At 28.7% G+C, this 23,677-nt stretch carries 28 protein-coding genes; 4 read left to right on the top strand and 24 right to left on the bottom strand.

Going from position 1 to position 23,677, the window contains the following annotated elements; all coding sequences use genetic code 11:
* From JG780_RS06285 to nfi, 4 genes are all read left to right on the top strand, one after another.
* Positions 1-390: amidohydrolase family protein (locus JG780_RS06285; RefSeq protein ID WP_287569606.1), on the top strand; the 390-nt coding region annotated here is incomplete at its 5' end.
* Positions 348-1,304 (top strand): tRNA modification radical SAM protein MnmL/YtqA, encoded by a 957-nt coding sequence (gene mnmL / locus JG780_RS06280; protein ID WP_081578916.1) that lies wholly within the window; start codon positions 348-350, stop codon positions 1,302-1,304. The genes JG780_RS06285 and mnmL, both read left to right, overlap by 43 nt.
* A gap of 4 nt (positions 1,305-1,308) precedes the next feature.
* Positions 1,309-2,019: a YybI family spore inner coat protein gene (locus tag JG780_RS06275; protein WP_004102906.1), complete on the top strand. Its 711-nt coding sequence runs from the start codon at positions 1,309-1,311 to the stop codon at positions 2,017-2,019.
* 6 nt (positions 2,020-2,025) lie between these two features.
* Positions 2,026-2,691, top strand: coding sequence for an endonuclease V (gene nfi, locus JG780_RS06270; protein WP_004102905.1), 666 nt, complete (start codon positions 2,026-2,028; stop codon positions 2,689-2,691).
* Here the strand turns inward: nfi and JG780_RS06265 are convergent.
* Genes JG780_RS06265 through ruvB form a run of 24 tightly spaced genes read right to left on the bottom strand, consistent with a single transcriptional unit; the run spans position 2,675 to position 23,456 of the window.
* Entirely contained in the window at positions 2,675-3,841 is a 1,167-nt protein-coding gene (locus tag JG780_RS06265) for an LCP family protein (RefSeq protein ID WP_004102903.1), read from the bottom strand. The two genes, nfi and JG780_RS06265, sit on opposite strands and share 17 nt — an antisense overlap.
* A gap of 4 nt (positions 3,842-3,845) precedes the next feature.
* Entirely contained in the window at positions 3,846-4,358 is a 513-nt protein-coding gene (gene hpt / locus JG780_RS06260; RefSeq protein ID WP_004102901.1) for a hypoxanthine phosphoribosyltransferase, read from the bottom strand.
* Complete coding sequence (mnmA, locus tag JG780_RS06255) at positions 4,355-5,413, bottom strand: tRNA 2-thiouridine(34) synthase MnmA (RefSeq protein ID WP_081429717.1); 1,059 nt, start codon at positions 5,411-5,413, stop codon at positions 4,355-4,357. Before mnmA ends, hpt begins: the two co-directional genes overlap by 4 nt.
* Positions 5,410-5,856 carry an RrF2 family transcriptional regulator gene (locus JG780_RS06250; protein ID WP_004102897.1) on the bottom strand — a complete coding sequence of 149 codons (447 nt, stop codon included), beginning with the start codon at positions 5,854-5,856 and terminating at the stop codon, positions 5,410-5,412. Before JG780_RS06250 ends, mnmA begins: the two co-directional genes overlap by 4 nt.
* Positions 5,857-5,859: 3 nt before the next feature.
* Positions 5,860-7,455, bottom strand: coding sequence for a 3D domain-containing protein (locus JG780_RS06245; RefSeq protein WP_004102895.1), 1,596 nt, complete (start codon positions 7,453-7,455; stop codon positions 5,860-5,862).
* Positions 7,434-8,099: a DUF2225 domain-containing protein gene (locus tag JG780_RS06240; RefSeq protein ID WP_004102893.1), complete on the bottom strand. Its 666-nt coding sequence runs from the start codon at positions 8,097-8,099 to the stop codon at positions 7,434-7,436. Before JG780_RS06240 ends, JG780_RS06245 begins: the two co-directional genes overlap by 22 nt.
* 5 nt (positions 8,100-8,104) lie before the next feature.
* The gene (ftsY, locus tag JG780_RS06235; RefSeq protein WP_004102891.1) at positions 8,105-8,989 is read right to left on the bottom strand and encodes a signal recognition particle-docking protein FtsY; all 885 of its coding nucleotides are present in this window, start codon (positions 8,987-8,989) and stop codon (positions 8,105-8,107) included.
* Positions 8,990-8,993: 4 nt separating this feature from the next.
* The gene (locus JG780_RS06230; protein WP_004102889.1) at positions 8,994-9,776 is read right to left on the bottom strand and encodes a class I SAM-dependent methyltransferase; all 783 of its coding nucleotides are present in this window, start codon (positions 9,774-9,776) and stop codon (positions 8,994-8,996) included.
* The gene (locus JG780_RS06225) at positions 9,773-10,009 is read right to left on the bottom strand and encodes a hypothetical protein (protein ID WP_373419040.1); all 237 of its coding nucleotides are present in this window, start codon (positions 10,007-10,009) and stop codon (positions 9,773-9,775) included. The genes JG780_RS06230 and JG780_RS06225 overlap by 4 nt, the downstream gene beginning before the upstream one ends.
* Positions 10,010-10,025: 16 nt before the next feature.
* Positions 10,026-10,661: a hypothetical protein gene (locus JG780_RS06220; protein WP_287569600.1), complete on the bottom strand. Its 636-nt coding sequence runs from the start codon at positions 10,659-10,661 to the stop codon at positions 10,026-10,028.
* 14 nt (positions 10,662-10,675) lie between these two features.
* Positions 10,676-10,942 carry a cell division topological specificity factor MinE gene (locus JG780_RS06215; RefSeq protein WP_004102883.1) on the bottom strand — a complete coding sequence of 89 codons (267 nt, stop codon included), beginning with the start codon at positions 10,940-10,942 and terminating at the stop codon, positions 10,676-10,678.
* Positions 10,943-10,947: 5 nt separating this feature from the next.
* Entirely contained in the window at positions 10,948-11,751 is an 804-nt protein-coding gene (gene minD / locus JG780_RS06210; RefSeq protein ID WP_004102882.1) for a septum site-determining protein MinD, read from the bottom strand.
* Positions 11,752-11,762: 11 nt separating this feature from the next.
* Positions 11,763-12,872, bottom strand: a complete 1,110-nt coding sequence (gene prfB / locus JG780_RS06205) for a peptide chain release factor 2 (RefSeq protein WP_004102881.1) — start codon at positions 12,870-12,872, stop codon at positions 11,763-11,765.
* A 14-nt stretch (positions 12,873-12,886) separates the two neighbouring features.
* Positions 12,887-13,810 (bottom strand): PEGA domain-containing protein, encoded by a 924-nt coding sequence (locus JG780_RS06200; protein WP_114702777.1) that lies wholly within the window; start codon positions 13,808-13,810, stop codon positions 12,887-12,889.
* Positions 13,811-13,815: 5 nt separating this feature from the next.
* Complete coding sequence (locus tag JG780_RS06195) at positions 13,816-14,043, bottom strand: EscU/YscU/HrcU family type III secretion system export apparatus switch protein (protein ID WP_004102879.1); 228 nt, start codon at positions 14,041-14,043, stop codon at positions 13,816-13,818.
* A 13-nt stretch (positions 14,044-14,056) separates the two neighbouring features.
* The gene (locus JG780_RS06190; RefSeq protein WP_287569596.1) at positions 14,057-14,668 is read right to left on the bottom strand and encodes a hypothetical protein; all 612 of its coding nucleotides are present in this window, start codon (positions 14,666-14,668) and stop codon (positions 14,057-14,059) included.
* Positions 14,669-14,672: 4 nt separating this feature from the next.
* Positions 14,673-15,278 (bottom strand): IMP cyclohydrolase, encoded by a 606-nt coding sequence (locus JG780_RS06185; protein WP_114702774.1) that lies wholly within the window; start codon positions 15,276-15,278, stop codon positions 14,673-14,675.
* 28 nt (positions 15,279-15,306) lie between these two features.
* Positions 15,307-16,629, bottom strand: coding sequence for a 23S rRNA (uracil(1939)-C(5))-methyltransferase RlmD (rlmD, locus tag JG780_RS06180; protein WP_287569593.1), 1,323 nt, complete (start codon positions 16,627-16,629; stop codon positions 15,307-15,309).
* A gap of 15 nt (positions 16,630-16,644) precedes the next feature.
* Positions 16,645-19,977 (bottom strand): YjgP/YjgQ family permease, encoded by a 3,333-nt coding sequence (locus JG780_RS06175; RefSeq protein ID WP_287569592.1) that lies wholly within the window; start codon positions 19,975-19,977, stop codon positions 16,645-16,647.
* The gene (locus JG780_RS06170) at positions 19,974-20,675 is read right to left on the bottom strand and encodes a phosphate signaling complex PhoU family protein (RefSeq protein ID WP_287569590.1); all 702 of its coding nucleotides are present in this window, start codon (positions 20,673-20,675) and stop codon (positions 19,974-19,976) included. Before JG780_RS06170 ends, JG780_RS06175 begins: the two co-directional genes overlap by 4 nt.
* Before the next feature lie 13 nt (positions 20,676-20,688).
* Positions 20,689-21,456 (bottom strand): NAD(+) kinase, encoded by a 768-nt coding sequence (locus tag JG780_RS06165; RefSeq protein WP_004102873.1) that lies wholly within the window; start codon positions 21,454-21,456, stop codon positions 20,689-20,691.
* Positions 21,453-21,752 carry a YggT family protein gene (locus tag JG780_RS06160; RefSeq protein ID WP_004102871.1) on the bottom strand — a complete coding sequence of 100 codons (300 nt, stop codon included), beginning with the start codon at positions 21,750-21,752 and terminating at the stop codon, positions 21,453-21,455. The genes JG780_RS06165 and JG780_RS06160 overlap by 4 nt, the downstream gene beginning before the upstream one ends.
* 20 nt (positions 21,753-21,772) lie before the next feature.
* Positions 21,773-22,456 carry a YggS family pyridoxal phosphate-dependent enzyme gene (locus JG780_RS06155; RefSeq protein ID WP_004102870.1) on the bottom strand — a complete coding sequence of 228 codons (684 nt, stop codon included), beginning with the start codon at positions 22,454-22,456 and terminating at the stop codon, positions 21,773-21,775.
* Entirely contained in the window at positions 22,449-23,456 is a 1,008-nt protein-coding gene (gene ruvB / locus JG780_RS06150; RefSeq protein WP_193330478.1) for a Holliday junction branch migration DNA helicase RuvB, read from the bottom strand. Before ruvB ends, JG780_RS06155 begins: the two co-directional genes overlap by 8 nt.
* Positions 23,457-23,677: the final 221 nt, after the last annotated feature.

Below are 23,677 nucleotides of genomic sequence, written 5' to 3'. Positions count from 1 at the left end.
GATGGACCTGCTAGTAACAATTCTCTTGACATACTATTTGAAGCTCGAATTGCTTCTCTATTACAAAAAAAGGACAATCCTCAAAATCTTGACATTAACCAAATGCTCAAAATGCTAACAATAAACGGTTATAGATCGTTAAATATAGAAGGCGGAGAAATAAAAGAAGGTTTCCCAGCTGATCTAACAATAATTAATTTGAAAAATCCAAGTTTTTATCCTATCGAAAATATGAAAAAACATATAATTCATTCAAAAGTTGATGTATTTGCTACGATGGTAAATGGAAAATTTACATATTATAATGGTACATTCCCAACTATTGATGAAAAGGAGGTATATAGAAAATTTTCGACTTTTTACAGGAAGGTTATAGGTATAGAAAATTAAGTGTCGAACTAAAGAAAAAATATGGTGAAAAAGTATATAGATTACCAATAAATGCAGGTTTTAGCTGTCCAAACCGTGAAAATGGATTACCTGGTTGTTTGTTTTGTGATGAAACAGGTAGCGGTTTTACCACTTTTGGTGAGTTTGATATAAAAACTCAAATAAAAAAAATGAAGGAAAGATATACAAAAAAGGGCGCTAAAAAATTTATAGCATACTTTCAAAATTATTCAAATACTTATGCACCAATTGAAATGCTTAAAAAAGTTTATTTTAGCGCAATAGATGAAGATATAGTTCAAATTTCTATTTCAACTAGACCTGATTGTATTTCAGACGAAATTTTGGATTTACTAGAAGAATTAAGAGAAAAGATTGACGTATCAATAGAAATGGGACTTCAAACTTCAAATTATCATACTCTTGTAAAAATGAATCGTGGACACACATTAGCTGAATACATCTATGCTGCCAAAAAAATTAAAGAAAGAAATTTTGAACTTATTTCACATGTGATCTTAAACTTCCCAACTGATGATATGCTTGATGTAATTGAAACAGCAAAAATTCTATCAGTTCTAGATATAGATGGTGTTAAAATACATTCACTATACGTTGTCGAAAACACAATTTTAGGAAAACTTTTTAATGAAAACAAAATTCAAATTGGAACACTTGAGAGTTATATTGAAAGAGTCATACGATTTTTAGAATTTCTCTCACCAAAAATAATTATTCATCGATTGGTAGCAGATCCTCCAAATAATGGGACTATCTTTGGTAATTGGGGAATTCCAAAAATACAAATTATTAATATGATTGAAAAAAGATTAAAAGAAAAAGATACATACCAAGGAAAATACTTTTATAAATGGTTCGAGCCAAAAACAAACAAACTTAGCAAAAGGAGTTAAAAATATGAAAAAGATTGTTCTTTCTATAATATTATTTATCTTTTCTATTTTTTTACATGCAAATGTAATAACCTCTACTAATACAGACATTGATAATGATGGGATACTTGAAAATATAACCTTAGAAGGCAATAAATTAAGTGAAATTTATTATGACGCTTTTGTTCTGAAAATTAAAAATGAAAAGTCAGAAAAGAACATAAAATTGGACTTTGGAGGCTATTCACCAAAAATGGAAATTTATGATTTTGATGGTGACAGCATTAAAGATATCCTAATCATTAGCGATAGTGGTGGTAGTGGTAACTATAGTGAATATTTTATTTACTCCATAAAGAAGGGAGTTTTATTAAATAATGATTTAAAACTAGACCTTAAAGCAAAGTTTTTTGATGGATTTAAAGCGCTAATATCATATAAAGACAAATATACTTTTTTAGATTTAAGTGAAAAAAAGGAACAATATATAAATGAAAAAATTTACAACAAATTTGGTCAATTTATTGGTGAAAACAAAGATTTATTTATTGGAGGCATATCAAATCTAGAAGCTTTTGACTTTGGAAAAGATGATATTTATGAATTGAAAGGAATTATCACTTTATCAGGTATATATCATGCTGATAGAATTGGCTACATTCACTTTGTATATTCCATCAAAAACGACAAATTTATATGGTTAGAAGTTTCTAAATTACTATATGCAGGGTTTTGAGAAATTATGATTCATAGGTGGGATGTTACTCCAAAAGAAGCTATATCAATTCAAAAATCTTTAAATGATAAATTAATTTTCAAGCCCTTCAATAAAACTCCTACATATGTAGCTGGAGTCGATTTGTCTTACGTTAATAATAAATCATTGGCTGTTATAGTAGTTATAGACAGCAAATTCAATGTTGTGGAAATCACTTACCACATTGACAAAATTAAATATCCATACATTCCAGGACTTCTTGCATTTAGGGAAGGTCCTGTGTTTTTAAAAGCATGGCAAAAAATTAAAACAAATGTAGATCTTGTTATGTTTGACGGTCATGGAATTGCACACCCTAGAAAGCTTGGAATAGCATCTCATATGGGATTATGGATCAAAAAGCCAACAATTGGTATAGCAAAAAAGAAATTAGTTGGAACGTATGATGAACCTTCGAATACTAAATTTTCATCTTCTTACCTTTGGTACAACGGAGAAAAGATCGGAATTGTTTTAAAAAGCAGAGAAAATACAAAACCAATTTTTATTTCTCCTGGACATTTAATAGATCTTGATAGCTCGCTAAACATAGTAAAAAAATACATAACCAAATATAAACTTCCTGAACCAACGCGTCTTGCACATATTTATACACAAAAACTTAAAAACAAAATTATTGAGAAAGAATAACTACAAAATCTACTGATAAATCTGGATAATTTCTATTTTTTGTTAATGTGTCAATTAAAATCAAATAATTCTCAAGATCTTCTTTTGCAAGTAAAATTTTAAAATTTCTCTTTGGATGCACGGTTTTAACAATTTTTTCTACTTCTTCTATTTTCACTTCTTCGTTTACAATATAAACTGTATCTGATAAAAAATTTGTATTTTGCATAAAATAAATATCTTCCGGTATATATCCAGCCGCTTTCCACATATAATGCAAGTTTACATTATATGTCCTATTTTGATTTTTTGTATTGTTAACTATATAAAATCTATAGCGTTCATCTACCTTATTTAAACTTTTTGAAGAAAAAAATTCTTTTAATTTGCTTAAATCCCCAGGATAAATATTTCCATTAACGTCATATTTTATAGGGAAAGAATAACTTTTTATTGAAAATCCATCTTTAAATTTTGTAGCTAAAAATACAAGCTCTGATGTTTTTATATTTGTATCCATAGATTCATAGACCTCTTTAAAAACTTTTGCAAGTGTAAAAACATCTTTTTTCAACGCCGCTTTTATTAATTGGTTAATAATATACTTTTCTCGTTCAATTCTTCCGATATCCCCTAATGAATCCTTCCTAAATCTCATATAAGCCAATAACTGCTCCCCATATAAATAATGTATTCCTGGATCAAAATCAATAATAAGATTCTGAGAATAGTCAGTATATTTCATGGGCATATCTACATAAACCTCAATAGGACCAATTCTATCACCTACTAATTTTACAACGTCATAATCAACAATTACATATTTATCAATCTTTTTACCAACAAAATTTTCAACCAATTCTTTTAAATAACCTAATCCTTCTTTTTGATAAATTGAATTTATCTTTGAATTATTTATTATTAAATCTCTTGGTATATTTGTAATTTTTATCTCTCTATTTTTCACATTAATGTTTAAAAACATTATTACATCAGTTCTTCGCGTATTTTGTATATCTTTATCAAGACCCAAAACCAAAAAATTAGTCTCCTCATCAAGAGGAGAGTAAATTACAGACAATAAAATATTTATCCACGGCAAAAAAACAACACCTAATGAAAATAATGTTACAAAAATTGCGATTAATAATAAAACTATATTTTTATTCATAATTCTATTCTAAATAACCAATATATGGAATATTTCTATACTTTTCATCAAAATCCAAACCATATCCTACTACAAATTTGTCTTCAATTTCAAAGCCTACAAATTCTGCATTTACAATAGGATTTTTAGAAGTTTTTTTCAACAAAGTTGCAACTTTTAAATCTGCTGGATTATACCTTTTTAAGTAGCCCAGAATGTATGACAATGTTTGACCTGTGTCTAATATATCTTCAACAACCAAAACATGCCTTCCTTCAATAGGCTCATCAATCCAGCTTTTTACTCTAATTCTACCAGTAGATTCCATACCGCTGTAACTTGAAACATGAATAAAGGAATATTCAACATTTAAATCAATGTTTTCAACAAGATCCGTAAAAAAATGAATAGCACCTTTTAAAACACACACGGCATGAATTGTATCCGTTTTTTCTTTGTAATACTCAGTAATTTCTTTACCAAGAGATTTTATACGTTCCTGAAGCTTTTGTTCACCTATTAGTACATTCAAATTCAATTCCATCCCTCCCCTTCAATTATACCTGAAACTATAACTGAATCATCAAAACCATACACTACTGCTATCTGCCCAGGTGTAATAGCAAAAATTGGCTCTTGCGTTTCAATATATAACCTTTCATTTTCAAAATGGGCTTTACATCTAACTTCTTTGAATTTTTTTCTTACTTTAACATATCCTTCAAAATCTTTGGATACATTCTGCAAAAAATTTGGTTTCAAAACTGTAAATTTTGTACTAAAAGCCGATTCTTTATCACCGACAATTAAAATATTATTTTTAAAATCTTTTTTAATTACATAAAGCCTTCTTCCTGTTGCTACACCTATTTTTCTTTGACCAATTGTATAATTAGCAAGTCCTTTATGCGTTCCAATAATATTGCCTTCAGTATCAATAATTAATCCTTCTTTAAATTCCATATTATTTTCTCTCAAAAATTCAGAAATATTTCCATCTGGTATAAAACATAAATCTTGCGAATCCACCTTGTTATGAACATGAATTCCAATTTTCTCAGCTATCTCCCTAATTTGTTGCTTTGTATATTCTCCATTAGGTAAAATAATTTTTTTCAGCTTCTCTTTCTTTATAGAAGCCAGAAAATATGATTGATCTTTTTCATAGCTTTTAGCCTTATATAATTTACCATTCTTTATTATTGCATAATGTCCTGAAGCAACATAATCCATACCATCTTCAAACATTTTTTCCATTAAAACACCAAATTTTATCCAATCATTACAAAAAAAGCATGGATTTGGAGTTTTACCACGCTTATATTCACTAACAAAGTAATTAATAACCATTTCTCTAAAATCATCTTCTAAATGCACTACTTTAAAGTCTACACCAAACTTTTCCGCAATCTTTTTAGCATCATATGTATCTGAAGGACTGCAACAAACCTTATGTGTAATTTTTTTTGTTAAATATATCTCATCAAACACTGTCTTCATATGATAGGCAGTCACCTCATATCCTTCTTGTAAGAGAAAATATAGAGCTACTGCACTATCAACACCGCCACTTAAGGCAACACCTACTTTTATAATTTTTGCCTCCTTTCAAATTCTTCACATTTTTTTAAATACGATTCTTTCAAATCTTCTAAAGTAACAGATTTTAACGATTGTTTAAATCTTTTCATAACAATTTCCCAAACTTCATTTACAGAGCAAATTTCAGGTGCCAAACTTATTTTATCAGGTGGAACAAAACAAGTTATCATTGAACTAATATCATCTACTGAAGTAACAATGTCATATACTGTAATATCTTTTGGATCTTTTACTAATTTATAACCTCCGAACTTACCTCTTGATGACTCCAAAATTCCGCTTGCTACAAGTTGGGAAAGAATTTTTTGTGCAAATTCATATGGAATACTTGTCTTACATTTTGAAATCAATTCTGATGTACTCATCCTCTTATTTTCAATAGATAATAAAAGTAACAATCTTAATGCATAATCACTTTTCATTGTAACAGCCACGTTTTAACTCCCTCCAACCTCTAAAACATATACATCATATTTTTTAATACTATTTTTTCTCGCAAGAGAAACCTCTTCTACGTAGACATCGATTCTTCTTCCATTCACAGCACTACCTGTATCCTCTGCAATGAAAACTTTTTTTAATTGTGGAATATATACATAACTTCCAAGTGGAATTAAACTTGAATCAACAGCTACAGTTTGCCACTCTTTGGCTATTTTTCCTATCCTTGTTAATCTAAAAGTTGGATGTTGAACAATTTTGCCATCATCCCATGGGGTATAAAAGGTAACATCAAATTTTCCTTTATATTTGAAAAAAAATCTAAACGGATCCTTAGGCTCACCATCAACCCAAATTTCAAAATGAAAAATTCCATGGACTTTACCTATTGATTTTTCTGAAACAACCCAATCATTCTCCTTAAAGTCAGTTTCTATCCCTTTATAAATAGCAAGAACTCCATTTCCATGGTCTATGTATAAAACGTTATTACCTTTTACAGTTACTCTTCCAGGTAAAATTGGATATACATCTTTTCCTTCAGCACTTATATCTATTCCAAGATTAGTCGCACCACTTTTTATATCTCCAAAATAGCTTAATATATCTTCCGGTTCAATGTCAATAGGTACTCTAACATAGTCATTTAAGTTATCTATAGGAATCTTTATTACTTGTCCTGGAATAATCCGATTTGGATCTTCAATAGCATTAAACGTGATTAGTCTTTCTACACCATCCTTACCTAAATTATATCTTTTACTTATAATATATAATGTATCCCCAGGCCTGATAACATAATTTATATAACCTTGTCTCAACTTTAATATATCTTCTATATCTTCCATTTTAAACTCTTGCTTTAAAAAATTCAATTCAGAACTAATTTGTTTGATAGTAGCGAGTTCTCTTTCTAAATTTTCTTTCGAAGAAATACTATCTACTTTAAAACTTAAATCGTTTAATCTTTCTTCCAAGTCCTGAATTTTTTCAAACTTTTGTAAAATCTGATTTACCGCAATTGAATCTTGAGTAACTCCTTCTCCACTTATCGACTGTATTTCATCAACTGTTTCCTTTAATGAATCTACAGTTAAATTCATTTCATATAATCTATTTTCAATGTCTAGTATCTGTTTATATCCTGTTTCATATTTTTTGAGCGCTTGATTTAACAAATCATTTACTTTACTTAATTCTAAACGTTCCGCCATTCCTTCTAAATAATTCAACCTGTAAATAACTGTTTTAAGATTGTATGAAGTTATCTCTGAAGTAACTTTATTCATTTGATTTTGCAAATCTGAAAGTTCAATTGCAATTTTTCGGGTAAAATTTTTTAAATATTCAATATCACCTGCATTATTTATTTCACTTAATTTATTATTTAAATCATTAATCTGAGTATCAATTCTTTGAGATAAATTATAAAATTGTTTTTCCAATGAAGATATTCTTGTTTCATGTTCATTAACTATGTTTTCAATACCATAAACTCGCTGCTCCAAAAGTTTATACTGATCGTATGTAACATAATTACACGAAAACAAAAAAAACATTAAAATCAAAATTACTCCCGCATACTTTGCCATCTATCTTTCCCTACCTTTGCATAATAAGAAGAACTGTTTTTATATTTCTGCATCAACTTTGAAAACCATTTTACTGCCTCACTTTTATTCCCAAAATGCCTATTTAACTCACCAAGGTAAAATAATATTTTTTCTTCCATTCTCCCGTCAGAAATGTCTGAATTCATATAGCAATTTTCAAAATTCTTAAGCGCGTGTGCAAGTGATATTTCTTCTTGTTCTTTTTCACCGCCCTTTTCACGCAAAAGCCAAGCAATCTTTAAATAAGAATCTGCAAGTTTACAATATTTTTTGAGTAATGTGGATAATATTACTACTATAGCATAAGCTTTAAGTGCAGTATCAATATCTCTTTCATCGGTAAATTTAACATTTGATAATTTCGATTTTAGCTTACCAAGTATACTTTTTATTTTTTCAACTTCTGTTATTTTTACATCTTTTTCAAATATACTTTCGTACTCTGCATATAAGCAATTTGGGCAAACAACTACTTCATATAAAAAAGGATTTACATCCAAATAATTTGGTTTTAAATCTTCATCATAACTAGCAATCTTTATAGAATCGATCCTTACTTTTTTACTATAAAATTCATTTCCACATACTGGACATTTATAACTTTTATCCCATAATGCATTCATGCTAATCATCCCTCAAGTAAAGCATTAACAAAATCTTCAGCATCAAACGGTTTTAGATCGTCAACGCCTTCCCCTAAACCTACAAATTTTATAGGAATCCCTAATTCCTTTGCAATTGCAATGGCAATTCCACCTTTTGCTGTTCCATCCAACTTTGTCAATACAATACCTGTAATATCTACAAATTCTTTAAAGATCTTTGCCTGTTGCAAACCATTTTGACCTGTTACAGCATCTATTACTAATAAAACTTCGTGTGGCGCATCTTCGATTTTCTTCTTAATTACCCTATTAATTTTTCTTAATTCTTCCATTAAATTTTTCTTGGTATGTAATCTTCCAGCAGTATCTAAAATTACTATATCTTTCTCTTTAGATATAGCATGACTTACAGCATCAAATGCAACGGCAGCAGAATCTGCACCCTCTTGATGCGCAATAAACGTAGAAGATGTTCTCTCCGCCCATACCTTTAGTTGATCAATTGCAGCAGCTCTAAAAGTATCACATGCAGCTAACACAACTGACTTTCCAGACTTTGAAAAATATTCTGCAAGTTTTCCAGCAGTGGTAGTTTTTCCCGAACCATTAACACCAACCATACTAATTACAAAAGGTTTTTTTTCTATTTTTAATTCACTATTAAAATTAAGTATTTCCAATAATACTTTTTTCAACGATTCATATGCATCTTCTCCCTTTAACTCCTCAATTCTATTTAAAATATACTCAGTTGCTTCAAAGCCTACATCAGATAATATTAAAAGCTCTTCTATCTCTTCTTTTGTTTCATCATCGAGTTTTTTTCCTGATAGGATACTTTTCATTTTACCAAAAAAACTTTCTCTCGTTTTTTTCAATCCTTGCTTGAACTTTTCGAAAAATCCCATCAACTTACACCTCCGATTTATTAATAACACCATACACTATTCCACTTTTTCGTGAAATAAATTCCTTTGAAAAATAATTTTTAATTTTTTCATACAAACTATCCTTTTTTAGTGTTTTAATAACAACTCTTTTTCTTGATATTCTAATCATATGTTCGAGATCCTCCAAACTCAAAGGTTCATATACAGCAAAACCTCTCAATGGATTTAAAGAATTACTCTCGTATATTGGATTTTCAAACATTGGATCACAATATACAATATCAAATGAATTATCAGGTTGATTTCTAACAAAATTTTTATAATTATCATGTATAAGCTCTATTTTTTTCATAGCATTATTTATCCATTCTTCATCAGAAATATATCTTTTTAATCCCCATTTAACAACTCTATAAATATGCTCAGACCCTTCAGTAGCAACTACCTTTTTTGCAAAATTAGCAATTAAAATAGCATCTGAAGCAAGCCCACAAGTAGCATCATATACTACGTCCGTTTTTTCTGGCTTCAATGATTCTATTAGGTAATCTCTTTCTCCATGCTTAATATTTTCCATCCTGATCTTTGCTATCCCTTGGTGAAAAAAGAATTCTCCATCTTTCCATTTTATTTTCAACATACCTTTTTTATCTACAACATAATAAAAGTCTATTTTTCCACTTTTTAAGTATTTTGAAACATGATTTCTGTTAATATACTTTACATTAAATTCCTCTGCTATATTTTTTGCCAACCTTACAATTTCTTTATTAGCATTGTATGATGTAGTAACAATATATCTCATTTCCTTCCCTCTCTTAACATTTTTAATTTTTCATATATAATCAAATTTTTTTCATACTTTTCTTTTAACTCTTCATATTGCTTTTTAACCTGATTTAACTCATTTAAATTTACTTTATATCTTATAATTGAACTAGCAAGTATAACCACCAAGAAAAACACTAAAAGCAAAACAAAAAGAATATATATATATCTAAATAAATTTTTCTTTTTTTTTCTTCCCAAATCAAACACCTACCTAGTAATCATTTTACTCAGAAGGAAAGACGTATACGTTACTAAAATTAGAATCTGCATCCACATATATCTCATTAACTTTGTCATTTTTCAAAATTGAATAAAAATCATTATTAGATTCAACATAATAAATTTTTCCATCTTCAACTATACCTTCTTTAATTACTTTTTTATCTTCATATAAAATCTTTGGTTTTAAAGTAGGTGTACCACTTTCATCATGGATAAAAAATACTAAATTCAATTCCTGAAAGTCTAATAAATTTAAATCATCTATTAAACCTGTATCTTTTAAGACAACTTCTGTACTATCAATTAAATCCCTTTTCAAAGTATAAGTTACCTCAATATCATATTTCACCATTGCATCTTTTGATTTTTCAATAACTATTGGAGGGGTAACATTATTGTTTTTTCCCTTAAGATTAAAAGTAAATATATCAGAATCATTAACTTTTAATTTCACAGTTATTTCATCTAAATCTGAAAGCGTAAAACTTTTTTCAAGTTTTTCTTCAAAAAAATCTTTTAAACTTGTAGAATAATAAGCTTCAAAATAAACATTAAAATTAATTGTTTGATTTGATTCTTTTTCTGGAATTATCTTATCCAATGTAAGTGCACAACCAGACAACAAATAGATTAACACTCCAATTATAAGAGCTATTTGAAATTTATATTTGTAACAATTACAACGTAACCATCTTCTTCTTGACAATCTACTTTCACCCTTTCAACAGGAACATTAAATTTTCTCGAAATAATCTGTACTACTTCTTTTTTTATTTCTTCTGAATTCTTAGAAAATACTTCAACAGGGATCTTGTGTGTTATTTCCTTTCGCCTGCTAACAATACTTTCTAATCTTTCGAGAGCCTCATCTCTAGGTTTTCTTTTTTCACTTCTTTTAAAAACATCTAATAACCACATTTTACTCACCTCTTATTAAAAAAGGACAAAAATTTTCTGAAAAAATTCTCATTATTTTGAATATCTTCTGCTAAAGAAATTTCTTCACCTTTTAATCTCTTTACAATATTTTCAAAATTCTTTGAAATTCCTTCATCTTTTTCCAAAACAATCGGTATTCCCTTATTAGTAGAAATTATAACCTCATTTGAATCGGGCAAAACACCTATAAGTTTAATTGCTAAAGCCTTTTCTACATCAGCTTCTGATAACATGTCACCTTTTTTGACCATTTGAGGTTTATATTTGTTTAAAATCAACATAATATTTTCTTCATTAAATCCATTATTTTCAAGTAATCCAATTACTCTATCAGCATCAGAGATCGCAGGAAGTTCTGGAGTAGTTACAACAATAGCATATTCTGATGGAGCAATTGCATTCCTAAAACCTCTTTCAATCCCAGCAGGTGAGTCAATTATAATATAATCAAAATCTTCGTCTAGTTCTTTTACCAGATTAATCATATCTTCTGGTGAAACCATTTCCTTTGTTGCAATCTGTGAAGCAGCAATTAGATATAAATTTTTTAAATTTTTGTGTCTTACAAGCGCTTCTTTAGCACTAACATTTCCTCTTATTACATCAATTAATGTATAAATTATCCTATTTTCCAACCCTAAAACCACATCTAAATTTTTTAATCCAACATCTGCATCTATTACACAAACTTTATTACCATCTTTTGCTAATGCGCATCCTAGATTTGCTGAAATTGTAGTTTTTCCCACTCCACCCTTACCAGAAGTTACAACATAAACCTTTGCCATAATCCCCACCTCTATTGCTTATTTCTAATACCTGCAAAATGTATTAATTCACTCTCAATAAAAATATCAATTTCTCCATCCATAACAGCATCGATATTCCCTGTTTCAACATTAGTTCTATGATCCTTCACCATAGTATATGGTTGGAATACATATGACCTTATTTGATTTCCCCAAGATATATCTTTTAATTCGCCTTGAATTTCTTCAAGTTGTTTTTGCCGCTTTTCTAGTTCGAGTTGATAAAGTCTTGCCTTTAAAACTTTCAATGCAGTTTCTTTATTTTGAAGTTGTGAACGTTCTGTTTGACAAGTAACAACTATTCCTGTTGGAATATGTGTAATTCTCACTGCTGATTCTGTTTTATTAACATATTGACCACCTGCACCAGATGCTCGATATGTATCTATACGTAAATCTTCTGGATTTATTTCTATATCTATATCATCATCTATTTCAGGTATAACGTTAACTGATGCAAAGGAAGTATGGCGCCTCTTATTTGCGTCAAATGGTGAAATTCTAACAAGCCTGTGTACACCTCTTTCGTATTTTAAATATCCATATGCATAATCACCTTTTATATAAATCATTGCACTTTTAATCCCAGCTTCTTCTCCAGGTTGATAATCAACAATCTGTACATCAAATCCTTTTCTCTCAGCCCAGCGCATATACATTCTCAAAAGCATTGATGCCCAATCTTGAGATTCAGTTCCACCTGCGCCCGGGTGTATTGTTAAATATGCATTACTAGCATCAAATTTGCCATTTAATATCAATTCAAGTTCGAATGTTTTTACTTTTTTTTCAATTTCTTCTACCATTTCTTTAATAGTTTCAACAAAACTTTGATCTTCGTCTGATAATTCAATTGCAGCATCTAAATCTTCAAATTTTGCTTCAATATCTTTCATATCATCAATAATCTTTCTAATTCTTTGAGCCTTTTGAGAAATTTCTCTAGCTTTTCTTTGATCACTCCAAAAATCAGAATCGCCCATTTGCTTTTCTAATTCTTCAAGTTCTTTTCTCTTATTCTCCGGATGAAATACCTTAATAATATCTTCAAATTTCTTCTTTGCCTCATCAATTTTTTGTTTTAGCTCAAAATCTATCAACTCATATACCTCCTCTATTTTTTTAGTACAAAATACAGTATTGTTCCAAACATCATAATAAGTGAAGTTATAGCTATCTCCTTTAAATACGTATATTTATCATCTAGTAAAACTTTTGTTTCTTTAACAATTTCGTCATTTCCATCATTAGCAATTACTTTAACTAAATATTCACCAACTTCACTAGCCCCTGAACCGTCCCATGTAAATAAATTCAAGTAAGGCTTTCCAGAAAAAACTCTTTCAAATATTTTGATATCATCTTTTAATATATCTACTGTAACTGTTGCATAAGTAGAAAGATAAATTTCTAATTCCCATCTATCCATATACCAATCATTATTTGGTGAAAATTCATTTATTTTGCTTCTTATGTTTAATTCTAATTTAAGCTTTTCAAAATTCAAATTAACTGCACTTTTTTCTTCAAATTTTATATATACCTTTTTAGTTATAGGATTATAACCAGGGCTTTCAAATGTAATAAAATGCTCTCCCTCAGGTAATTTTATCTCTTCATCAATACTTCTTATTGTTCCATAGTAATAACCATTAATATAAACATTAACTGGATAAGTGTTTGAAAATACAACCAGTTTTCCAGCTTCAACTAATGGAATTTTTAAATATTTACCAGTTTTATCTACAAAAACTAACACTGAAATGTTTAAATAATCTTCATCTTTAATAGTAATAGTGTGATAACCAGAAGTGTCAAAATTTACTAATAACTGCCCAAAAATATCTGTTTGTCCAGCATAAACATCATCTATATAAACATCTACAAAAGATACTCCCGTATCAATTAAAATAGAATAATCAGGAATATTTTGTGGTGCTCCAAAATTTAAATTAATATTAATACTCCAATTTACATTTGAAAAAGAAAGCACCGAAAGAATTAATAAAAATGAGAAAATTACTCTTTTAAATGCCATAAAAATCACCTGCTTTCTAAAAATACAATAATTTCAGCAACGGCTAAGTACAACTTTTTTGGAATTTCTTCTAAAACTTTTAATTTATACAATTCATCTACAAGCTCAGAAGACTTTACGATAGGGACTCCACTTTTTTTAGCAATCTCTAAAATCTTTTTAGCAACTTCTTCTTTCCCTTTTGCAATAACAAAAGGCACAAAATCTACCTTAGGGTCGTATTTCAAAGCCACCGCTAATTTCTCTCTAAACGTAAATCCCTCCCTCGAAATTTTCATATTTTATATAAACATTTAAAAAATACTTCTTTAGTCTTTCTTTTAATTCTTCAATATTTTCTATTATCTTATCGGTACTTAAAATTATATCATTACCTTCCACTTTTCCTTTAATAACATTATCTTTAAAATACAATACAAATTCTTCTGCTTTTCTATCCACAAAAATTTTAATCATCCCAAAAGAGCGAAAACCATATCTTCCACTTAATAAATTTACATAGTTTCCGAACACTTTATTATCCTCATCTACTTCGCCTGCTTCAAAATATTTTTTAAATTTTTCTAAAAAACTTCTATCAATCTTCACTCTTTTGGAAAGTTCTTCAAATAAAAATGATAGTTTTTCAACTAAACTTCTATCCTCAGTTATCATTGAAGAGTAATAAATAGCATCCAACGACGGCAAAACTTTAGAAGGACCCATTAATATTTTACCTTTATAATCACCTTGCCCTATATTTTTTATTTCAACTTTTAAACCTTTAGGCATTTTTTTATTTGATTTAATCACTATATCACCATTATTAGTCTTAAGTCTAACTATGTTTCTATAAAGATCAGAAACTATTCCATACATTTTCTTACTCCTCAAAATTGTTAGAAGCAAATAATTCAGATAAGACACTATGAATTTCTGCATCGTATTTCATCGTTCTATAAAAAGCCTTTAACGCAAGAATCCTTCTTTGATGAAGAATTACATCTCCACATTCTTCTAAACTCTTTAAAACTTTATCGTAATCTTCAGGGTCTGAAATAACTATTACATCTCTATAATTTTTGGCAGCGGCTCTTAGTAATGCAACACCACCTATGTCAATATTTTCAATTAACTTTTCCTCATTGCGTGTTTCTTTTGCAACAAGCTCAAATGGATATAAATTAACAACAACCATATCTATAGGTTTAATATTATTATCAGACAAATCTTTCATATGTTTACTATCACCAAATTTTGCAAGAATTCCACCAAATATTTTAGGATGAAGAGTTTTGACTCTGCCACCAAGAATTTCTGGAAAACCCGTAACTTCAGACACACGATTAACTGGAATACCATTTTCCTCTAATAAATTTGCAGTATTTCCAGTACTTATTATTTCCACTCCCCACTCAGAAAGTTTTTTCGCAAATTCAACTATTCCTTCCTTATTATACACACTAATAAGAGCTCTTTTTACATTCATAGATCCCACCCCTTTTATTTATATTTTATCACAGATTGTTTTTTCTATTTAAAATAGCAATAGATTCAATATGATAAGTTTGTGGAAACATGTCAAAAATTCTTATATCTTCTATTTCATACTTTTCAAGTAGTAATTTTAAATCCCTTGCAAAAGTTGTAGGATTACATGAAACGTATCCAATTTTTTGAGGAGATAATTCCAATATTTTTTTTACAGCTTCAGTCCCAATCCCTGTTCTTGGTGGATCAAGAACAATTACATCAAATTTTTCATTCACTTGGTTTAAATAATCTAACGCATCAGCTTCAATAAATTTAATATTCTTTAATCCATTTATATTTGCATTTGCCCTTCCTGCCTTTACTGATACATGACTAGATTCAACTGCAATAACAAATTTTGATAAAGCAGCAAGTCTTAAAGAAAATGTCCCAAGTCCACTAAATAAATCTAAGACAACCTCATTACCATTTAAATCTAATTTTTTTGTTAAAAATTCTACCATTTTCTCTGCAACTTGAAAATTATTTTGAAAAAATGCAGTTGGTGGAACTTGAAATTTTTCCCAACTAAATTCATAATTAATTACTCCATCACCATTTAATACCTTATAAGGACCTCTTAAAACTATTTTATCATTACTATTCATTACATGAACAATTGACTTTATAAAAGGAAATTCTTTTTTGATTAAACTTGCTATTTTTTTACCTTCTTTGAAATACTCCGACTTTGTAACAAAAATCAGCATCACTTCTCCATTTGGCGAGTATCTTAACACTACGTGTTTTAAGATTCCCTTTTTACGTTTAAAATTATAAATAGGTATTTTAAAATGTGAGAGCGTTAATGACAATTTTTCAAGTACTTTGTCAAAAACTTTTGGAGCAATAATACAATTTTTTACACTTACAACTTTATGACTATTCTTCATTTTAAAACCAAAAGAATAATCATTCAATATTGAATATTCCATCTTTAACCTATATTCATATTCTTTAGGACTTTTTTCAATATATAAATCATTCAATTTTAGTTCAGCAATTCTTTCAAGTTGATCCATAAAGACCATTTTCTTAAACTCTAATTGTTTTTCATACTTTAAATCTAAAAAATTGCAACCACCACAATTTCTAAAATAAGGGCACTTTGGATTTCTTCGCTCAGGAATTTTTTCAACTATCTTTTCCAGCTTTCCAATTGCATAATCACTTTTTTCACTTAAAACATCCACTTCAACCAATTCACCGGGGTAAGCCCCATCTACAAAAATTACTTTTCCACCGGGCAACTTTCCTATTCCACTGCCTCCATACGCCATTTTTTCAATATATACAATTTCTGACATATTAAAACCTCCAATCTAAAACAAACCTATATTTGGTGAATTTTCTTTAAAATCCCATCCTAAAAATTTATCATCAAACTCTTTAATATAAAATAAAACAGACAATTTCTTCACATCATCAAAATTAAATACTTGATCATGATTAAATTCAAATTCGCTAGAAAGTTCAAATACCCAGTGATGTAAAGATTTACTTAATGTCGCTTTCAAATTATTAAACCTTTCATTCTTAATATCATATGTCGTATAAAAGCTAATCCCAGGATCTATTGTCTTTAAGTTAAAACCCAAAGTTAACATTTTAGTCGAAGTCTTGTATGATAAATCAAGAGAATTTTCTTGATTTTTTAAAGAATACTTACAATAAACTTCTGGAGTTGCTTCTTTAGAAGTTCTACCATATGAAAGTTCTAAAGTATTCTTATAATTATTTATAGAAAAAGTTCCATTTATATAAGCGCTTTTCACATAATTTTCCTCTATAGATTGGACAACCTTCCCTTTTAGCTTTTGAAAAGTAAAAATATGAGTTAGCTCTTTTATTGGCTGTTGTTCACCAACGTAATATTTAGTATTTAGTCTATATATCAAAGAAAAAGGTTTATTAACATAAGATAGTGAAACATCATAAGGAGATAGTTTTTTTTCTTCGTTGTCATAAGTTGCTTTTGATTCAAGTTCAATCTTACCGTTTAAAACAATAAAAGAAAACTTCGAAGAAATTTCATCATCCAACCTTCTTTCATTTAAAAAGTCCCAACCTTGTTTTAATGAAAAATTCAAATTAGGAGTATTAACATATACAATACTACTCAATTTATTATATTCAGTATTTGTTGATTCATCTCGAAAATTTTCTCTTAGTTCATATTTTGCTTCAATATCAAACACTTTAAATTTTAACTTCCCACTTAACTCATAAATATCATATAACCCCAAATTAAAATAATACTTGTCAACAATTGCATTATATAAATTTGCTCCAAATCCATATTTAGCATATACTTTGACAAGTTCATTCTCAAAGCTCAAAGGATAAGAAAAAGTATGCCTAATATTACTTGAAAAAGTATCGTTGTACACTTTACCGTAGAATTTAGTACTAAAGCTCTTATTTTTAAATGAAAAAGAGTAATTTCCAGATTGATATAATGTCCATGTACTATCATCTGTGAAAAATGTTGATTTTTCTAATGAATTATTAAAACTCAAATTTTGAATGTTAAATTCTGCTAAGGAAAGATCTTTTTTAACATTAATTATAGAAAACGAATTATTAATTCTACTTTTATTTCCATCCCAATAAAAGTTGATGTCCATTTTTCCCTTGCTATAAAGATCAAAATTTAAACCAAATTTTTTATAATAACTACCGTTATTTAAATATTCTTCAAAGTAAAAAGGAGAATAACCTACATGAAAAAACGTCTTATTTGTAACCCAATTAGAATTGTATTTTAAATTTTTCAAATCTAAGTATATGTAATTTTTCTCATAATCTATAGAAAACTTTATGTTCTTATCATCTTTTTTGTAAATACTAAATTGAGGAATAGTTTCTTTATTTTCTGTAGTAATCTTAGTAGAAAGAAGGTAATCATTAACATAAAGATTATACTCTTGATGTGTTATAAATCCACCATCTTCATCCCATGCCAGAGAAAACGAAAAAGGAGGAAACTCATCCTCAGTCAAATTTAAAAAATATACAGGATATGGAAATAATGGAATATCAAGTAAAAATAAAATGGAATTCTCAGCAATTAAAAATTTGTTATCGTAAACATAAACCCTTAATGCTTCAATTTTGTAGTGTGGATTTTCAAGTTCACATGTTGTTACGTAAGCTTCTTTCATTAACACTGTTTCAGAACTTTTTTGGGTAAATTCAGAATTAAAATACAGATCTATATCTTTACCTTTTTTTTTATACTTTTCAACACCTTTTACTTTAACTATATAAATATCATCATTATCAAAAAAGTATTTCATATAATTTGAATAATATTCCTTATTTTCTCTTCTTAAAACAACATTTCCTTCTGCTTCTAAAACTTTTACTTTATCATCGATTAAGAATACAGTTGCTTCATCAGAAAATAATGATATATCTTCCCAATATATGTTAACATTTTGGCTTGCATATATATACGAAGTATTATATTCAATACTTGATGCATCCAATGTCAAATCTTTCGAGTATAAATTTGAACCTATAAAAAAAACAAAAAATATCACTAAAAATTTTGCTATCAATTCTCTAATTCTATAGGCCACAGGTGTATCTAACATAGCAAAAAGAATGAATCCTACAATCGCAAATAAGAGATCAGGATACCAAGCAGCAAGAACCGGATTAATTAAATTTTCTTTCCCCATTGCAGAAAGCCATGCTCCAGAGCCTTGATACAAAACAACAATTACAAAAGTAAAAATAACACTCCAAGACTTACTTTTCAATCCAAATAATAGTGATAGAGGAACACCTAGTATTACTATTATAAAAGGCCCGACTGAATTAGCGTACCTTCCATGAAGCTCTACTATCCAGGGAGAAGGATCAACTCCTAACTTTTTAAATGTCTTTATTTTTTGTATTAATTCCTCTCCTGTCATATCCCTTGGAGATTTGCCAACCCTCATTAAACTCTCCAAATCATCTTTCAAATCTAGCTTTATCTTTGAAAAACTAAGGTCTAACTTCATAAATCCATCTCTATCCGTTACGTACATTTTCCCGTTTATTAAGTACCAACTATTTTCTTCTTTTTCGACTTTTTTAGCTGTAATTATTCTTTCTTCACTTTGCATATTTTGAAACAAAACAACATCATATAATATCCCTTGCTGTTGATCATACCTTTTTACAAAAAAGTATTGAGATTCATCAATCTTGGTTAATACATTTTCTTTAATAGTAACTTCCGGCTTTTTATAGACATACTTTGATATTGTTTCCATTGCCTTCTGATTAAATTTTGGAACTACCTGATCATTCAAATAAAATGAAACTGCTCCAAAAACTATAGACAAAATTAAGAAAGGATATACTAATTTTCGTGATGGAATACCGTGGACTAAAAAAGCTGTAATCTCTTTTGAGCTATATAATTGTGATAACACCCAAAAAATAGAAAATAAAATTCCTACAGGAATTCCTAATGATGCAAAATATGGTAAGTTATAATATATCAATTCAAATAATTTTAAAATACCCACCCTATGTCTTACAATAATATCCGATAGTTGATATAATAGTTCAACACTTGCAAATACAATAAAAGCTCCTATTCCCATCAAAAATGGGCCTAATGAAAGTTTCAAAATATATTTAGTTAATACTTTCAATTAACTCCCCCATCCTTTTCCAAACTATCAATTGTATGTAACTTGTCTTTAAAACATTTATATTGTTTTCCTGTAATTATATAAGAAGCAGCCTCCACTATTTTAGTTGCAAGATCAGCAATTTCCTCTATCTTTTGAGAAATTTCCAGTAAAATTAATGCTCTTTTTACATATTTTGGATCTTCCATCATGTATACCATTAATTCTTTTCTAATCTCATCATAAAAATTGTCTATATCAGCATCTTTTTCACAAATTGTTTCAGCCCCATAAATATTATTATCTGCAAACATTCTCATACTTTCTCTTAACATTTCTATAGATATTTTCGCCATTTCAGGAATAGTAATTAAAGGTTTTAATTGAGGCTCCTTTATTAACTCCAACACCATATTAGCAATGTCCGTAGTTTTTTCAGCTATTTCTTGAAAATACCCCGAAACTATAAAACTTCCTGTTACCATTCTTAAGTTCTTTGACATTGGCATCATAGTAGAAAGTATGATTAATGCTTTTTCTCTTATCTTCAGATCCATTAGGTTTACCTCGTTTTCCTTTTTTAACACCTCAACTGAAGCTTTTTCATCCCTTTCTTTCAAAGCATTGATTACTTGATTAAACAAACTTTCTACAAGCCAACCTTCTTTTAAGACCATTTTCTTCAATTCTTCAACATTTTCACTCAATATCCAATCCATATACATCACCTTTTTATAAAATTTTTTTACCGTAACCCAATTTTTCCTTTATAGACTTTGTGAAATCATAATCTACTGGCCTTAAAATTGAAATTTTTTTCTTTGATTTCATAACCGTAATTTTGCTAAATTTACCAAAATTTACTCCATCAATTATTAAATTTACTCTTTTATCAACTTCAATATTAACTTTTTCATTATCAGGTATAACAATACTTCTTGAAGCTAAAAACTGCGGTGCAACCGGTGTAATAACAAAAGCTTTTGTGTTTGGCAATAAAATAGGGCCGCCTAAAGATAATGAATATCCTGTTGAACCAGTTGGAGTACTCAGCATTATTCCATCTGCATGAAAGAACAATTCACCATCTTGAAAAGAAATTTTTATATCCACCATTTTTTGGTCCGGATCCTTAACTAAAAGAACCTCATTTAAACAAAAAGTGTTTAGATCACTAACTTTTAAAAAAGTCCTCTCATCTGATACAAAATTATTATTTTTTAAATCTTTTAAAAATTTGTCAAACTCTTCAACAGTATAGCTTGATAAAAATCCTAATCTTCCACCTTTAAAACCAACTAACGGATTATTAACTAAATGGGATGCCTTTAAAAAAGTTCCATCTCCACCTAATACAATTGTTAAATCAACTTTATTGTTTTTTATTCTTTCACTTGATTCACAATAATCTACTATGTAACCTTCATTTAAAAGCAATTCTTTTAAACTTTCTGCTTTGCCAAAAAGCTCCGGCTTATAAAATATACCTAAATGCTTCATTTTATATAATACCCCAATTCAATTATACTTTGAATTAAAAATCTATCAAAAAAAACCAAAACAACTATTGCTACCATTGGTGATATATCTACAGGTCCAATTCTTGGAATAAGTTTTCTAATTGGTTTTTCAATAATGTCTGCAATCGATTGAAAATAATAATAAATACTTTGCACATTAGAATAATAACTAAACCAACTCAAAACAGCAGAAATTACAATAAAGAACATTTCGATATTTATTAAAACCCTTAATGAATATCCTAGACCAATTAAAAAATTACCTAATATAAACATTTTACAAGCTCCCTCCCTCTTTATTTTCTTGAACCAAAAATTTTACTACCAATTCTTAAAATAGTCGCTCCTTCTTCCAAAGCAATTAAATAATCATTCGACATTCCCATTGACAGTTCTACTACATCAGGAAATTCTTTTGAAACATTATCCCTTAATACTCTTGCTTTTTTAAAAACATTCCTAATTATCTCCTCATTATCTGTAAAAGGTGCCATCGTCATTAAACCAATAACTTTTACGTTTTCGTATAATTTAGATTTTTCAATTAAATCAATAAGCTGCTCAGGCTTTACTCCAGATTTTGTCTCTTCACCTGAAACATTGACTTGTATTAATATTTCTTGAATTTTCCCCAATTTTTTAGAAATTTTATCTATCACTTCAATTTCCTCAATTCTTGATACAGAATGTATCAAACTTGCTACAGGTACAATATATTTTAACTTATTAATCTGAATCCTTCCTATAAAATGCCACTCAATGTTATAATCTTTTAATACCTTTGATTTATCACGTAGCTCTTGCGCATAATTTTCACCAAAAATATTTATTCCTGAATCATATGCCTCTTTTAAAACTTCAACCGGAAACGTTTTACTAACAGCTACTAATTTAATTTTACTATAGTCTCTATCTATTTGTTTACATTTATTCTTAATTGAATCTACAACTTCCATATACCTTTTATAAATTTCACTCATCAAACAATCCACCCCCATTTTTATAACCAAGGTGTTTATATGCTTTACTAGTTACTACTCTTCCTCTATGAGTTCTTGCTAAAAATCCACTTTGTAAAAGATATGGTTCATAAACTTCGGAAATACTATCCTCTGAAAGTCCCACTGAAGCAGCCAATGATTTTAAGCCTACAGGGCCACCTTGATAAACTTCAATGATTGTCGTTAATATTTTTCTGTCTACCTCATCTAACCCCTCATTATCAATCCCTAATAACTCCATTATTTCTTCTACCATCATTACATCAATTTTCTTCTTTTCTGTTACAGTGCTCATATCACGAACTCTTCTTAATAATCTTAACGCAATTCTTGGAGTCCCGCGAGAACGTTTTGCAAGAAGTTGTGCAGCATCTTCATCAATTTCAACATTTAAAACAGTTGATGCCCTCTTTATTATTAAACTTAATTCTTCTACCGTATAAAAATCTAACTCCATAATCAATCCAAATCTATTTCTTAAAGGTGAACTTAATAATCCACTTCTCGTAGTAGCTCCAACAAGTGTAAAAGGTTGCAAATCAATTCTAATTGATCTTGCTGAAGGCCCTTTTCCAATTAAAATATCAATTTGAAAATCTTCCATTGCAGTATACAAAATTTCTTCCACTGATTTATTCATTCTATGTATTTCATCAATAAACAAAATATCTCCATATTCCAAATTACTCAATATTGCAGCAACATCACCTTGCTTTTCTAAAATGGGACCACTTGTAATGTGAATATTTGTTCCCATTTCATTTGAGATTATATGTGCAAGTGTTGTTTTTCCAAGACCAGGTGGTCCTACTAATAAAACATGATCAAGTGCTTCCTTCCTTATTTTAGAAGCATTTATAGCTAATTTAAGCCTTTTCTTTATATTTTCTTGCCCTATATATTCTTCTAATTTTTGTGGCCTTATTGTTAAAACATCGTTTGGTAATTTCTCAGGGTCAAATATTCTCTCCGAGATAATCACACCTCCCTAAATGAAATGATACCATAAAAATATTGATATACAAACATTAAAAAGTGCTATAATATTACTTGACAATTCTAAAAATTTATGTTTTATCTAATATGTATAAAATAAAAATTCGAGAATTCCTGTAAGGAAAAATAGAGGTTGAAAAAATATCGCCTCCTGATAATATATAATTAACCACACACAAAAACCAGGAGGCGATACGGATGAAA

Origin of the sequence: Thermosipho sp. (in: thermotogales), assembly GCF_020054775.1 — a bacterium.
GTDB classification, from domain to species: Bacteria; Thermotogota; Thermotogae; order Thermotogales; family Fervidobacteriaceae; genus Thermosipho; species Thermosipho africanus.
This window is presented reverse-complemented; position numbering and strand designations above follow the sequence as displayed.

Bases quoted from the DNA above. Each gene is read 5' to 3' on its own strand.
- JG780_RS06275 (WP_004102906.1), top strand. From the start codon at position 1,309: ATGAAAAAGATTGTTCTTTCTATAATATTATTTATCTTTTCTATTTTT.
- nfi (WP_004102905.1), top strand. From the start codon at position 2,026: ATGATTCATAGGTGGGATGTTACTCCAAAAGAAGCTATATCAATTCAA.
- JG780_RS06265 (WP_004102903.1), bottom strand. From the start codon at position 3,841: ATGAATAAAAATATAGTTTTATTATTAATCGCAATTTTTGTAACATTA.
- JG780_RS06245 (WP_004102895.1), bottom strand. From the start codon at position 7,455: ATGGCAAAGTATGCGGGAGTAATTTTGATTTTAATGTTTTTTTTGTTT.
- JG780_RS06240 (WP_004102893.1), bottom strand. From the start codon at position 8,099: ATGAATGCATTATGGGATAAAAGTTATAAATGTCCAGTATGTGGAAAT.
- ftsY (WP_004102891.1), bottom strand. From the start codon at position 8,989: ATGGGATTTTTCGAAAAGTTCAAGCAAGGATTGAAAAAAACGAGAGAA.
- JG780_RS06230 (WP_004102889.1), bottom strand. From the start codon at position 9,776: ATGAGATATATTGTTACTACATCATACAATGCTAATAAAGAAATTGTA.
- JG780_RS06215 (WP_004102883.1), bottom strand. From the start codon at position 10,942: ATGTGGTTATTAGATGTTTTTAAAAGAAGTGAAAAAAGAAAACCTAGA.
- minD (WP_004102882.1), bottom strand. From the start codon at position 11,751: ATGGCAAAGGTTTATGTTGTAACTTCTGGTAAGGGTGGAGTGGGAAAA.
- JG780_RS06200 (WP_114702777.1), bottom strand. From the start codon at position 13,810: ATGGCATTTAAAAGAGTAATTTTCTCATTTTTATTAATTCTTTCGGTG.
- JG780_RS06190 (WP_287569596.1), bottom strand. From the start codon at position 14,668: ATGTATGGAATAGTTTCTGATCTTTATAGAAACATAGTTAGACTTAAG.
- JG780_RS06185 (WP_114702774.1), bottom strand. From the start codon at position 15,278: ATGAATGTAAAAAGAGCTCTTATTAGTGTGTATAATAAGGAAGGAATA.
- rlmD (WP_287569593.1), bottom strand. From the start codon at position 16,629: ATGTCAGAAATTGTATATATTGAAAAAATGGCGTATGGAGGCAGTGGA.
- JG780_RS06170 (WP_287569590.1), bottom strand. From the start codon at position 20,675: ATGGATTGGATATTGAGTGAAAATGTTGAAGAATTGAAGAAAATGGTC.
- JG780_RS06165 (WP_004102873.1), bottom strand. From the start codon at position 21,456: ATGAAGCATTTAGGTATATTTTATAAGCCGGAGCTTTTTGGCAAAGCA.
- JG780_RS06160 (WP_004102871.1), bottom strand. From the start codon at position 21,752: ATGTTTATATTAGGTAATTTTTTAATTGGTCTAGGATATTCATTAAGG.
- JG780_RS06155 (WP_004102870.1), bottom strand. From the start codon at position 22,456: ATGAGTGAAATTTATAAAAGGTATATGGAAGTTGTAGATTCAATTAAG.